The sequence below is a fragment of the Levilactobacillus zymae genome, assembly GCF_032190635.1.
Taxonomy (GTDB): domain Bacteria; phylum Bacillota; class Bacilli; order Lactobacillales; family Lactobacillaceae; genus Levilactobacillus; species Levilactobacillus zymae_A.
In genome coordinates this window covers 735,609-748,426 of sequence record NZ_JAVLAS010000001.1, presented here as the reverse complement: position 1 = coordinate 748,426, position 12,818 = coordinate 735,609, and the positions used below count along the sequence as shown (strand labels likewise).

The 12,818-nt window shown below is 52.9% G+C and carries 11 protein-coding genes; 3 read left to right on the top strand and 8 right to left on the bottom strand.

Features of this window, described 5'->3' with window-relative positions; all coding sequences use genetic code 11:
• Window positions 1-114: 114 nt before the first annotated feature.
• Window positions 115-990, bottom strand: a complete 876-nt coding sequence (locus tag RI501_RS03300) for a DMT family transporter (RefSeq protein WP_313820345.1) — start codon at window positions 988-990, stop codon at window positions 115-117.
• A gap of 162 nt (window positions 991-1,152) precedes the next feature.
• Window positions 1,153-1,857 (bottom strand): DUF975 family protein, encoded by a 705-nt coding sequence (locus RI501_RS03295; RefSeq protein WP_313820344.1) that lies wholly within the window; start codon window positions 1,855-1,857, stop codon window positions 1,153-1,155.
• A gap of 201 nt (window positions 1,858-2,058) precedes the next feature.
• Between RI501_RS03295 and RI501_RS03290 the strand changes: the two genes are divergently transcribed.
• Complete coding sequence (locus RI501_RS03290; RefSeq protein WP_313820343.1) at window positions 2,059-3,777, top strand: aryl-sulfate sulfotransferase; 1,719 nt, start codon at window positions 2,059-2,061, stop codon at window positions 3,775-3,777.
• 108 nt (window positions 3,778-3,885) lie between these two features.
• Here the strand turns inward: RI501_RS03290 and RI501_RS03285 are convergent, their stop codons facing one another.
• Window positions 3,886-4,107 carry a hypothetical protein gene (locus tag RI501_RS03285; protein WP_313820342.1) on the bottom strand — a complete coding sequence of 74 codons (222 nt, stop codon included), beginning with the start codon at window positions 4,105-4,107 and terminating at the stop codon, window positions 3,886-3,888.
• Between the two features lie 171 nt (window positions 4,108-4,278).
• Here RI501_RS03285 and RI501_RS03280 point away from each other — a divergent pair, with 171 nt between their 5' ends.
• Window positions 4,279-5,217, top strand: a complete 939-nt coding sequence (locus RI501_RS03280; protein WP_313820341.1) for a nucleoside hydrolase — start codon at window positions 4,279-4,281, stop codon at window positions 5,215-5,217.
• A 119-nt stretch (window positions 5,218-5,336) separates the two neighbouring features.
• Window positions 5,337-6,095 carry an NADP-dependent (R)-specific alcohol dehydrogenase gene (locus RI501_RS03275; RefSeq protein ID WP_313820340.1) on the top strand — a complete coding sequence of 253 codons (759 nt, stop codon included), beginning with the start codon at window positions 5,337-5,339 and terminating at the stop codon, window positions 6,093-6,095.
• A gap of 104 nt (window positions 6,096-6,199) precedes the next feature.
• On the opposite strand, the gene RI501_RS03270 is transcribed toward RI501_RS03275, so the two are convergent.
• From RI501_RS03270 to RI501_RS03250, 5 genes are all read right to left on the bottom strand, one after another.
• Entirely contained in the window at window positions 6,200-7,174 is a 975-nt protein-coding gene (locus tag RI501_RS03270) for a 2-keto-3-deoxygluconate permease (protein ID WP_313820339.1), read from the bottom strand.
• Window positions 7,175-7,185: 11 nt separating this feature from the next.
• Window positions 7,186-7,941, bottom strand: coding sequence for an SDR family NAD(P)-dependent oxidoreductase (locus RI501_RS03265; RefSeq protein ID WP_313820338.1), 756 nt, complete (start codon window positions 7,939-7,941; stop codon window positions 7,186-7,188).
• A 472-nt stretch (window positions 7,942-8,413) separates the two neighbouring features.
• The gene (locus RI501_RS03260; RefSeq protein ID WP_313820337.1) at window positions 8,414-10,039 is read right to left on the bottom strand and encodes an ABC-F family ATP-binding cassette domain-containing protein; all 1,626 of its coding nucleotides are present in this window, start codon (window positions 10,037-10,039) and stop codon (window positions 8,414-8,416) included.
• Window positions 10,040-10,193: 154 nt separating this feature from the next.
• The gene (locus RI501_RS03255) at window positions 10,194-11,054 is read right to left on the bottom strand and encodes an AraC family transcriptional regulator (protein ID WP_313820336.1); all 861 of its coding nucleotides are present in this window, start codon (window positions 11,052-11,054) and stop codon (window positions 10,194-10,196) included.
• Window positions 11,055-11,592: 538 nt separating this feature from the next.
• Entirely contained in the window at window positions 11,593-12,783 is a 1,191-nt protein-coding gene (locus tag RI501_RS03250; RefSeq protein WP_313820335.1) for an MFS transporter, read from the bottom strand.
• Window positions 12,784-12,818: the final 35 nt, after the last annotated feature.

Here is a 12,818-nt window from a genome sequence, read left to right as displayed (position 1 = left end):
TTGTGTGTCGTGTGTGTCCTGCGTGTACTATTATACATAGTACACTTAGAAAAACAAGCCCCCTTAACCAAAAGAAAAGGAACGCCACCGTCGTCGCGTTCCCGAAGTTTTGAATTAACTGCGTTGTGAAATGACCAGTCCGCTAATGGTTAAGCAAATCCCCACGATGATCCAGGGCGTAATCGGCTCATGCAAGACCAGTGCGGCGAAGATCACCGTGATTACCGGTGTCAGGTAGATGTACACGCTGGTCTTAACCGCTCCCAGGGTTTTGACTGCGTAGGCCCAACTCAAAAAGCACACGGCCGAGGCCCCGAGTCCCAGAAACAGAAAGTTCCCCAGGTTAGTCGGTTGCAGGATGGTGCTGAGGTTCAGTGTACTGTGCGTCAACCCAAAAATTGGCAGGATAAAGATAATCCCATAGGTAAACGTCCGTCGGGTCACCTGGATAGGATGGTACTGCAGCTGATTCAAGTAGATGACCACGTAGGAATACAGGGCCCAGACCAACGCCGCTAGAATTGCCATCAGGTCGCCCCAGAAGTTAAAGTGCACGCCGCTGGTGCCGTTAAACGAAATCAAGACGATGCCGGCCATCGCGGCCACGAACCCGAACAAAAACTGGCGGTTCAGCGTATTGTGGTGCATCAGTGCGCCAATCATGGCAATGAAGAACGGCGAGATCGACACGATCACCCCGATATTGGAAGCTAACGTCAGGGTCAACGCAAAATTTTCCAACAGGTAATACAGGCAAATCCCCAGCAGCCCCGCTAACGCGAAGGCCCCTTCTTCGTGCCAACTGGTGAATTTAAGGACCTTGGGGTAGGCCACAAACAGGGCAATTAACCCAATCACAAAGCGGGTCAATAGAATTTCAATGGGGGCAAAATCCACCAATAAAATTTTAGTCGAAATATACGTGGTTCCCCACAATAAAACGGTCAATAGAGCCACCAAATGCCCACTCAATACACGTCTCTGTTGCACGACAAAACCAATCCTTTCTCAATCCATTCTCTTAAACCTAAGACTAACATCCAGAACTTTCAGTACTTCCAGGCTACTCTGATAGCGCCGGTAGCTATGGTTCTGGTCCCCAATTGTGCAGCGGTCATCCGCTTAACTTGGCGCCGAATTTCACCCCAGATTTTATTCCGTTTCGGGCGCATGTTGGGCCGCCCCCACGACTTGATTGTAGAACTTCGCTAAGCTCAGGTCGTAGTACGGCATCACGAACAGGCTGGGTAAGCCCCAGAACAGCCCGCCAAGGATGAACCAACCGATAAACGACAGGTTCATGACGAACAAGAACGCCTTGTTGCCGTCCATCACTTGCCGCGAACGAGTAATCGCCGCCAGCGCGGTGATGGGGTGGCCCTGGTCATAGGCGTCGCGATAGAGGTAGAAAGCCTGCGAGTACGACAGGGTCTTGATGATGCCCGGAATCACGAACAAACAACTCCACAGGAAAATCAACACGGTCGACCAAATCGCAATAAACAACCAACCTAAGAAGTACCGGCCGTTTTCAAAGACCCGCAAACTACTTTGCACGGGCTGGTCAAGTTGGCGGGCTCCCCGGTCCACATCGATCATGGTCAGCATGGTACCGGCGTGCAACACCGCCCCCACCAACATCAAGAGCCCGGCAAACGAAAACGGACCGGCATAGTCGGTCAGACGGAGGTTCCCCGTCATGGCTTCCGCAATCCAGCTAAGGTGGCGATCGTTAATCGCCGCACCCACCCAATACAGGGCCAGCCATAAAATAGATAATAATAGATAGAATTTAAACTGGTCCAGGATCTGGCGTTTAGCCCCGAGCTTTAAATTTTTACGATCTTGTGCCGTCATGGTTCATTCCCCTTTCAAATGGTGCGTCATGCCCCTTAGTATACCGTTTTTCGGGGACGCTCGGCATCCCAATTTTTCTAGAATTACCGAAAAAAGCGGTATCATTTCATGAAAGCGGTTGTTGTTCAAAATGAATATTGCTAGAATAAATGGGAATGTATCAAATAATGCTACTGCAAATTATTTTAGGGAGTTGTCACCATGTCTAAGAAATTCTGGCGCATCACCGGGCTCGCTATCGTGGCGTTACTGGTCCTCGGCGGGGCCACCGCCTACCACGAGCGGCACAACATTCGGCGTTACTTGCTGGTCCACCAGCACTATACCAAGAAAGATATTTTGGCGACCAGCCAAATCAAGTTGAACTTACGGCCGGCGTTGTCAACCAAGCACACCACCGCGACGAATCACCTGACGGCGAAGTATCAGAAACAGCTCAAGGCCTTACCGACCGGGGTGGCGCAGGCTAAAACCATCGTTAACCCGTACCAGACGTCGCCACTCTCCGGGCTGATTTTAGTCAAGACGCCCCACGCGACCAAGGTCCGATTAACGGTCCACGGCGACACACCGGCTACCACGATTCATCAAACCGTGAGCGGTTACCGCACACAACACAGTGTCGGCGTGCTGGGACTGTACGCCAACCGCAATAACCGGGTGACGTTGACCTTTACCACCAAAGCGGGCACGGTAACGCGCCACACCTACCGGCTCAAAACGGCCAAGACGCCCCACGGCATTGGGACTAACACGCTCAAGACCAGTAAGCCCCAGCAAATGGTCCTAGGCAAGGGCCACACCAAGTTGACCTTCGCCGTCAGCAGTCAGGGCTACACCTACGGCCTCGACGCTCGGGGGAAGATTCGCTGGTACAGTTCCCTTAAAATTTCGCACGTCTTCAAGGAACTCAGCAACCACCACCTCTTGATTCTCACCAAGATCGCCCCAACCGAGCACAAATATAACGCGCTCCAGGAAACCGATTTTTACGGTCGAGTCTACCGCCAGTACAATTTCAGTGGGCTCTTCCCGACGCGGCAGGACACCAGCAAGTTGGCCACTAACACGGTGATTCACCACGACGCCATCGAACTGCCCAACCACAATCTGTTATTAACTGTGGACGACGGGAGTAAGAAGTTCGTCGAGGACACCATGATTGAGATCGACCGGAAGACCGGGAAGATTCAGAAGGTCATCGATTTGAAACGCCTGCTCCCGGCCTCGGCCTACCAACAATACACCGGGACCCACCGGCCGGACGGGAAGATCGACTGGTTCCACCAGAACTCGATGACTTACGACCAGAAAAGAGACGAACTCGTGGTGTCCGGGCGCAACCAAGACATGATCTTCGCCATCAACTATAAGACTACTAAGCTCAAATGGATCTTGGCGGCCCCCGAAAAACTACCCAAGAGCTACCAGAAGTACCTCTTGAAACCGACCACCAAGGACTACCGTTACAACGGTGGCCAGCACGCGGTTACCCTGATCCACCAGAACCAACACCAGGGCGATTCGGTTGAACTGGAATTCTACGACAACAACGTTCCCGTGACCCGGGGCAAGACCGCGCAGTCCAAGCAATGGTCCGCCGGGGAAATTGTGACGATCAACCAGTTAAAACGAACGGTCACCAAGACCTGGGAATTCGGTCAGTCCCTAGGCAAGCGCAACTTCACCAACATCGTCGGTAGTAGTTACGCCGTCGGCAAGGGCAACACGCTGATTGGCTTCGGCTATGCCGACTGGGGGAAGCGCAGTGAATTCGTCGAGGTCAACCGGAAGACGAACCGGGTGGTCTTCGACGTCGACCGCACCCACTTCGCGCACGGCGATTGGAGTTACCGGGCCGAACGGCTATCGTTGTACCCGGGTGAGTCCAACCTGAAATTAACCACCATCAAACCTTAATTAAGCATCCAAAAGGCCTAGAACGGTTGTGTGCCGTTCTAGGCCTTTTGCGTTAATTATTCAAGTTATGGCCCGCGCCCCAAGACGAAGATTTACGCGGAATGTTCGTTAATTGCTACTGCTACTCTGACTTGGCGTTCCACTGGGTTGGCCACTAGGCCGCTTGCCGCCCATGCCTTTAGGCGCCTTTTTCATCTGCTGCGTCTGTTGGGCCTTGGCCTGTTGTTGGCCCAGCATGTAGCCAGTCCCGCCGCCCCCGAAGAAGAGAATAACCCCCGCTACTAAGAGGGCGAGCCACTTTTTCGGTCGTTGATTTTGAATTGGTTGCATGGTAAACCGCCTTTCTAGAAACTAAATTGTTTTTCAGTCTAACAAAGTTGGCTTAACGTTGCCCTAAAGTTTCGGTAACGGGGCTTGCAATTTAGTCCGGTTCCCCGTATTATAAGAACTATCAAAGCGAGTTTTGATTATAATGTTCGTAATAAGAGGGAGAGACTTTTTATGCGTAATGTCTATTTTAACCACGACGGTAGCGTCGACGATTTGGTATCACTCTTGCTGTTGTTGCAGATGCCCGACGTTCACTTGACCGGAGTCGGGGTCGTTGGCGCGGATTCCTACCTGGAACCGGCCGTTTCCGCCAGTCGGAAGATCATTGATCGTTTCGGCCACGGAACCACGCTTAACGTGGCGGCCTCTAATTCGCGTGGGGTGCACCCGTTCCCCAAGGAATGGCGCATGGATGCCTTTAGCCTCGATGCTTTCCCCATCCTAAACGAAAGTGGCACCGTCAAGACACCCGTGGCTTCCAAACCCGCTCATCTGGATCTGATCGATAAGGTTCAGACCACGACCGGCAAAACCACGTTAGTGATGACCGGTCCCTTGACCGACCTGGCCCGGGCCCTAGAAGTCGACCCGACCATCACCGCTAAGATTGACAAGCTCTACTGGATGGGGGGCACCTTCGACGGTCGCGGCAACGTTGCTGAACCCGAACAAGATGGCACGGTCGAATGGAACGCCTACTGGGACCCACAAGCCGTCAAGACCGTTTGGGACAGTGATATCGCGATTCAAATGGTCGGCTTGGAAAGTACCCGTCAGGTTCCCCTAACGCCCGCTATCCGGCAACACTGGGCCACTTTACGTCAGCACCCCGCCCTCGACTTCATTGGCCAAGGGTATGCATTAGTCCCCCCACTGGAACATTTTGAAACCAACTCGACCTACTTCTTGTGGGACGTGCTCACCACGGTCGCTAGTGACACACCGGCCATCGTGACGACTAAGGAAGTGACCAGCGACGTCTTAACCACGGGGCCCGGTCAAGGCCGGACGTACGAAGTGGCAGACGGTCGCCCGCTCACCCTGGTGACTCAAGTCGACCACGACGGGTTCTTCGCCCGCATCGACGACCTCGCTAAGTTAGCTGATTAACCGCCCATCCCAGCTTGTGAAATAATAAGCGATATGGGTTGCACTTCCCTGACAAGTGGTTTACAATATCTTCGTGAACTTGCTAACAAGCTATCAGAGAATCTATGGAGGTTGATGAGATGAGCCATCGATTAGACGGAAAGGTCGCCATCGTAACGGGCGGCACTTTAGGCATTGGATTAGCAATTGCTAACAAGTTCGTTGAAGAAGGTGCTCGGGTCATGATCACCGGTCGGCACGCCGACGTCGGTGAAGCAGCTGCTAAGCGCATTGGCAACTCAGACGTGATTCAATTTTTCCGCCACGATGCAACTGATGAACAGGGCTGGCTCGACTTGTTTGATACGACGGAAAAGGCCTTTGGCCCCGTCACCACGGTAGTCAACAACGCCGGGATGGCCGTTAATAAGAGTATCGAAAACACCACGACGGCAGAATGGAAGAAGCAACTCGCCGTCAACTTAGACGCCGTCTTCTTCGGTACCCGATTAGGGATTCAACGCATGAAGAACCAGCATCTGGGGGCTTCCATCATTAACATGTCATCCATTGAAGGTCTCATTGGTGACCCGAACTTAGGGGCCTACAACGCTTCTAAGGGGGCCGTCCGGATTATGTCCAAGTCCGCCGCCTTAGACTGTGCCTTAAAGGACTACGACGTGCGGATCAACACCGTCCACCCCGGCTACATCAAGACGCCGTTAGTGGACGATTTGCCGGGTGCCGAAGCGGCGATGTCCGCTCGGACCAAGACGCCGATGGGCCACATCGGTGAACCAAATGACATTGCCTACATCTGTGTCTACTTGGCTTCTAACGAATCCAAGTTCGCCACCGGTGCCGAATTCGTGGTCGACGGTGGTTACACCGCCCAATAAACCCAACCGGTTCCCACTAGTAAAACCGCTTATTTTCAAAAAACCACAAATAACCCTCAGACGTGTGCTTGCGCCTGAGGGTTATTTGTTGGTTCTACTAGTTTTTACTCAACCGGATCTAACACTTTGGCCTTCTTCCGTTCGTTCCGCTTAGCCACCCAAGCCGTCAGCGTGGGCGTCAAGATGGCGGTCACGACCACCGCGGCTGTGATTTGCGCCGTAGCCGTCGCGGCAACCGCCTGGTAACTCGAGTCAACTGCCGCTAAGGCCGCTGGGGTTGCCATATTGGCCCCCGCACAACTCGAGATAGCGGCTCCGGCCACCCCGGAACCCCCGGTCAACCGGTCCGTCCAGATGGTAATGGCCCCGCCGACCAGCGTCACGATGACCCCTAATAGGATACCGGAAGCCCCACTGACGAAGATTTGCTGGAAGTTCATGGTACAGCCCAAGGCAAACCCCACCACAACGATTGAGGCGTTCATCCCATCGTTTAGGATCTTCTTGACCGCCGGGAAGAGGTTCGCTAAGACCATCCCCACTAATAATGGCAAGATGGTGGCCAATAGCGTCACGATGGAGAACGTGGCCAACCCCGACGACGCTAAGGCAATCATGGTGATGTACGGCCCCACACTAAGGATCGTGATTCCCACGGCGGCCTCGTCGATATCATCCCCAAAGTCGTGCACAATTCCCGCATACATGGCGTTATTGGCACCCGACATTGCCCCAATAATGGCTAGTGCGCTTAGACCTAAAAAGTTATTATTTAATAATTTCCCAAGCAACAGTCCTAGCGTCACGGCCACGATAATCTTGGTCAGAATAATGGTTCCGCCCCGCTTCACGGCTGCGGGCGTGGCTTTAAACGAAATCGTGCCCCCAATGACAAACAGGAAGGCCCCCACTAGCGCCCCCGACCCTTGGGCTAACGGCGTGGTAAAGCCACCAATTTTCAGAAATGACGGGAAAAAGGTGTTGATCAACGCCCCAATAAACATTGGAATGATGATATTCCCGCCCGGAATGGAAAAATGCTTCTTCTTTTTTACGGGTGTCGCAACATTTTCAGCCATAATTTTCCCTCCTAGCCGTCCATCACAACGCCACCATCGGCATCCCCAATCTCACCCGTGATAAAGCTTGCCGCATCCGACCCAAAGAACAGGATCATCTGGGCAATTTCCACGGCTTCGGCCGGCCGCCCCAACGGAATGATCCCAATGACCTTCTGGTTCTTCACGGGATCTTCCGATAGCGAAGTGGTCATCGAGGTGTGCGTGAAGGATGGCGCCACCGCATTCGCGTAAATACCGTACTTACCGCCTTCCTTGGCAATTGCCTTGGTAAACCCGTTGAGCCCCGCCTTCGACGACGCGTAAGCCACCGTTCCCAGCAGGCCCCCACCAATCTTACCGGCCACGGAGGACACGTTAACAATCCGCCCGCCACCGTTGGTCTTGAAATGATCCCAAATGGCGTGGACCGTATTGTAAGGCCCCGTCAAGTTAATCTGAATAGTCCGATCCCATTCTTCGGGTGACAGTTGGTCAAATGGGCGTGCACTGATAATTCCGGCTACGTTAATCAACCCATCCACGCGCTGATAATCGTGAATGATGGTCGCAAACGTTTTGTTAACTTCTTCACGATTTGCCTGATCGACGTGGTACGCGGTCACCTTACCCGGAAATTCCTGGGCGGTTGCTTGCGCGTTGACATCGTCAATATCGAGCAGGGCTACCCGGCCCCCACCGTCGACAATGCCTTTCACCACTTCTTTTCCAATTCCCTTAGCGCCACCAGTGACGATTACCGTTTTATCTTGATAGTCGTATCGCATGTCATCAGCCTCCATATGTTTAGGGGTGTCGTCGGTCAACTCGTTTGTGTAAACGTTTACAATAAGTACCATACCGAAGAATCGCTTTTTCGACTACTCCATTATTAACATAATGTGCGATTATTCAATTATGCATAAATTATATAGGCGTAACCGTCACGCCCCCAATCGATTAGAAATCCCTTTCCTCCGCCGTTTAGTTAGTACGTCGGCGGGCGTAGGCCCTTGGGCCGGTGACTTAAGTAACTCACGGAAAAAACGTCCAAATATTCACCACTCAATAACGGTTGCCGTTCTCCCGGAGATTACTTTCTGTGACACCCCGATCACGCCAGCAAAAAAAGGCCATGACAATCGTCATGACCTTTTTCGTGTCTTCGAATAGGTGGTACCGCAACGTGCACTAAAGGGCTACTAATTTGGCTTAACCCCGGAGGTCAAAAGCACCTAGAGCCCGGCACACGCTTGAGAATTAGGCGTACAATTTAGCCACTTGGGCTTGGACTTGTGCGTGGCCCAGGAATTCATCGTAGCTGGTATCCGCCCGGTCAACTAAGCCGTTCGGGCCAACCGCAATGATCCGGTCGGCAATCGTTTGGATGAACTCGTGGTCATGGGAAGTAAAGAGCATACTCCCCGGGAAGGCCACCAGACTGTCGTTTAACGCGGTGATCGATTCCAGATCCAAGTGGTTGGTTGGGTCGTCTAAGACCAAGACGTTGGCCTTACTCAACATCATCTTGGAGAGCATCGCCCGCACCTTTTCTCCCCCGGATAAGACGTTGACCGTCCGGGTCACGTCTTCACCGGAGAACAACATCTTGCCCAGGAAGCCCCGCAGGAAGGTATTGTCGCTTTCTTCCTTCGCGGCGTATTGCCGTAACCAATCCAGCACCGTCATATCGTCGGCCGAGAAGAACTCATTGACGTTCTTGGGCAGGTAGGTCCGGCTGGTCGTTTGGCCCCAGGTTACGGTCCCGTTGTCTGGTTCCAAGTTGCCGCCCAGGATCTGCATCAACGTGGTAGTGGTCAAATCGTTTTGACTGACAAACGCGGTCTTTTCACCAGGCCGTAAGGTAAAGCTCAGGTCGTCAAACAACGTCACACCGTCAATGGTCTTGGTCAGGTGTTCCACCCGGACCAGGTCATTGCCCAATTCGCGTTCGGGCACGAACTTGATGTAGGGATATTTCCGGGACGACGGTTGGATGTCATCTAGGGTAATCTTGTCCAGTTGCTTCTTGCGTGACGTGGCCTGCTTAGATTTCGAGGCGTTGGCACTAAACCGGGCGATGAATTCTTGGAGTTCCTTGATCTGGTCGGCCTTTTTGGCGTTAGCGTTGGCCTTCAGTTGGGCGGCCAGTTGGCTGGATTCCAACCAGAAGTCGTAGTTCCCGACAAAGACCGTAATCTTGTTGAAGTCAACGTCACACATGTGCGTGCAGACCTGGTTCAAGAAATGCCGGTCATGGGAAACCACGATGACCGTGTTTTCGTAGTCGGCCAAGAAGTTTTCTAACCAGCTAATGGATTGGACGTCCAACCCGTTGGTCGGTTCGTCGAGCAGCAGCACGTCGGGATGACCGAACAAGGCTTGGCCTAACAAGACCTTCACCTTTTGGGGTTCGGTCAAGTCACTCATCAGGCTGCCGTGCAGGCTATCATCGATCCCCAGGTTTTGGAGGAGCTGAGCCGCTTCAGACTCGGCTTCCCAACCGCCCATTTCGCCGAATTCGCTTTCTAATTCGGCGGCGCGAATCCCGTCTTCATCGTTGAAGTCGGGTTTCAGGTACAGGGCGTTCTTCTCGGTCATGATATCGTAAAGCTTCTGGTGACCGCGGATCACGGTGTCTAAGACCACGCTGTCTTCAAAGGCAAAGTGATCTTGGTTCAGGCTAGACATCCGCTCGTTGGGCCCCATGCTAACCGTTCCCGTCGTGGGTTGTAAGCGGCCTTCCATGATCTTCAAAAGCGTTGATTTACCGGCACCATTGGCACCAATCACCCCGTAACAGTTACCGGGCGTAAATTTCAAATTCACGTCGCTGTAGAGCTTGCGACCTGAAAACTGCATACTAACGTTGGAAACAGTGAGCATAGAACAATCCTCCATAGGTTGAATTTTGACAAGAAAAAACAACGCGACGTTTGCGCGTCCACGCTGTTTTTTTCTGAAAAGTCGTGGTTAATTTGCGTTAGTTTACCATAAAATTGCGGGATTCGCAACGACTGCCGCTTACCACCCCAACCGTTCAATGCCATTCCTGCTGAGCGGCGTACCGTTCCCGGTAGGTCTTGGGCGTCATCTCGAAGCGCTGCTTAAACGTCACGAAGAAGTTTTTCTCCGTCCGAAAGCCCGTCTGCCGGGCGATTTCTTGGATTGATTCTTGCGACCTCATCAGCAGCTCGGTCGCTCGTTCCAACCGAACCTGTCCCAGGTAGGCCTTGGGGGAAATCCCCATATAGGACTTAAAATACCGCGAAAAATAGACGCTGGAGTAACTCAATTTAGCCGCCAAGTCCGCAATCGACACCGAACTGACATAGTTCTCCTGAATCTCGTTAACCGCCTGCCGAAGCGGCTGCGGTAACGGTCGCTGATCGTTTAAGATCTGACCGTTGACCGTCAATCCCTTGATCAGTTCCCCGACCAACCGGTAAGCCATTCCCAGATCAATTAGGTACTGTGCGCGGGTGGTCGACGGTCGCTGGGCACTAGCCACCAGTGCCTGAACCACCTGGTGCAACGCCTGATATGGTGGCGTAGTCAAGTCCAAGTCCAAGGGTCCCCAAACCGGTAGCTGGTCGCTATCAACCAGATTACGCAGCCACACGGCCGGCAATAATAACGTGGCCACCTGATTGTCCTCATCTAAAATTGATTCGAAACTGTGGACCACCTCCGAATTAATCACGTACAGGTGCTGGGCCTGCATGGCAAAGGTGGAACTTCCAATGTGTACATCGCCCGGCGTTCCCCGGTAAACGTAGGTCAATTCGACGGCTTGGTGCCAATGGGGCAAGACGTTCTTGGGCCCCGCTGCTCCGTGCAAAATGATTCGCAGGGGTAACTCCATCGCAAAATTTAAACGTTCATGATACGGCCGTGGCATCTCGGTTCCCCGTTTCTTTTTCGTGTAACGGTCCCCAGACCGTTTACAGCTTCTCTATTTTTTACCAGTTCAGTCATTCCAGTCATCGACAATAGTATAACGCAGCCAGTCCTCAGGTGGTTAATTTTAGTAATCCAATAACTAAATTACGGGATTATATAAATGTAACAGTTTGGTTACAATGGGGTCATAAACGTTAAAGGAGTTTCAACCGTCACAGTGCTTGTAATTTCTCACACGTTTACTCACCGATAGCGGAAGCTTGGGGGAGTGTTCCGCTCCGTCGGTAAATTTGACTAGTCCGGGACTGGCTTTGGGGGAAGCCGGTCGCCGGTTTGGTGAACCCTTTCCAACTAACATGCCTTGTGTCCCGCCGCACCTTGGGGGAGGAACGGCGGTCACACAACGGCTAACTTCATAATGGTCATCTGCCTAGGGGAAATCAGCTAATTCGCATGGTTAGCTGATTTATTTTTGTCCTCAGCAATCTAAAAAAGACGTCGCTACAGCCAGCGACGCCTCTTTGCTATACATTGACTTAGTTTTGTTTGACCGGTTGGGCCGTCTGTGGTCGGCGTAACAGGAACGCCATCAGGTACGACACAATCAGGAACCCGGCCACCACGATGTACGGGTAGTGGGTGTTCATGTCGAGCAACATTCCCGACATGATGGGTCCGGCGATGTTACCGATGCTGGTCAACGACATGTTTAACCCGTTGATCAGACCCTGGTTGGTCTCGCTGGCCTTAGTCAGTAACGTGGTAATCGCCGGCCGTAAGAGGTCGAACGCCGTGAAGATGATCAGCGTGGCCACCATGACTTCCAGCTTGCTGTGCGCCTGGGTAATCCAGATGGTCGACACGGCCGCTAAGAAAAAGCAGATTCGAATCAACCGCCGTTCCCCCAGCCGACTGACCATGCCGTCGAATAACGCAACCTGGAAGAATAACGAAATCAACCCATTTAACGTTAACACCAGCGCGATGTTACTCAGACTGAAGTTGAAGACCTCGTTGACGTAGATGCTGTAGATGCTTTCGAAGCCCTGCAGGCCAAACGACGAGACCAGAATCATGGTAAACAGGATAATGATGGGCACCGTCCAAAACGCCCGACTCATCGGGTGACTGGTGGGTGTGGCCGTAGTGGTGGCCACCGGTTGTTCGTGTTCGGCGTCGTTGGGCAGTAAGGTGATCAAGACCACCGCACTCAAAAGACCCAACGCCCCGGCGACCCAAAACGGCGTCTTGTAGCTGACGCCGGCCAGGATACCACCGATGCCGGGCCCCAAGATCAGGCCCCCACTAAAGGCGGCGGACAACCAGCCAATCACTCGTGCCCGTTGTTGCTTGGTGGTGATGTCGGCGGCTAACGCCATGGCGGTCGGCACCACCATCGCGGCGGACAGGCCCCCGATGACCCGCGAAATGTTGAAGACCCACAAGTGGTTGGTCAGCGCGAATAACACTTCGGAGACCATATACAGGAACAACCCGGCCGTTAAGACCGGCTTGCGGCCAATCCGGTCGGACAGTCGGCCAATTAACGGGGAGGCCACGAATTGCGCGAAGGCAAACAGGGCGTTCATGATCCCCATATCGGTGGCACTCAGATGCAATTGCGTTTTAATAAACGGCATCACCGGTATCACTAAACTAATCCCTAAACACACTAGGAATTCACTAAAAATTAAAATAAAAATGGCCCGTTTCGTCTTCTTCGTCACGTGGCTCCACCCCTTTTCGGCAAAATTTAGAACAA

Coding starts and splice junctions, on each gene's coding strand:
- RI501_RS03285 (WP_313820342.1), bottom strand. CDS start 4,107: ATGCAACCAATTCAAAATCAACGACCGAAAAAGTGGCTCGCCCTCTTA.
- RI501_RS03270 (WP_313820339.1), bottom strand. CDS start 7,174: ATGGCTGAAAATGTTGCGACACCCGTAAAAAAGAAGAAGCATTTTTCC.
- RI501_RS03280 (WP_313820341.1), top strand. CDS start 4,279: ATGCGTAATGTCTATTTTAACCACGACGGTAGCGTCGACGATTTGGTA.
- RI501_RS03265 (WP_313820338.1), bottom strand. CDS start 7,941: ATGCGATACGACTATCAAGATAAAACGGTAATCGTCACTGGTGGCGCT.
- RI501_RS03290 (WP_313820343.1), top strand. CDS start 2,059: ATGTCTAAGAAATTCTGGCGCATCACCGGGCTCGCTATCGTGGCGTTA.
- RI501_RS03255 (WP_313820336.1), bottom strand. CDS start 11,054: ATGCCACGGCCGTATCATGAACGTTTAAATTTTGCGATGGAGTTACCC.
- RI501_RS03295 (WP_313820344.1), bottom strand. CDS start 1,857: ATGACGGCACAAGATCGTAAAAATTTAAAGCTCGGGGCTAAACGCCAG.
- RI501_RS03260 (WP_313820337.1), bottom strand. CDS start 10,039: ATGCTCACTGTTTCCAACGTTAGTATGCAGTTTTCAGGTCGCAAGCTC.
- RI501_RS03275 (WP_313820340.1), top strand. CDS start 5,337: ATGAGCCATCGATTAGACGGAAAGGTCGCCATCGTAACGGGCGGCACT.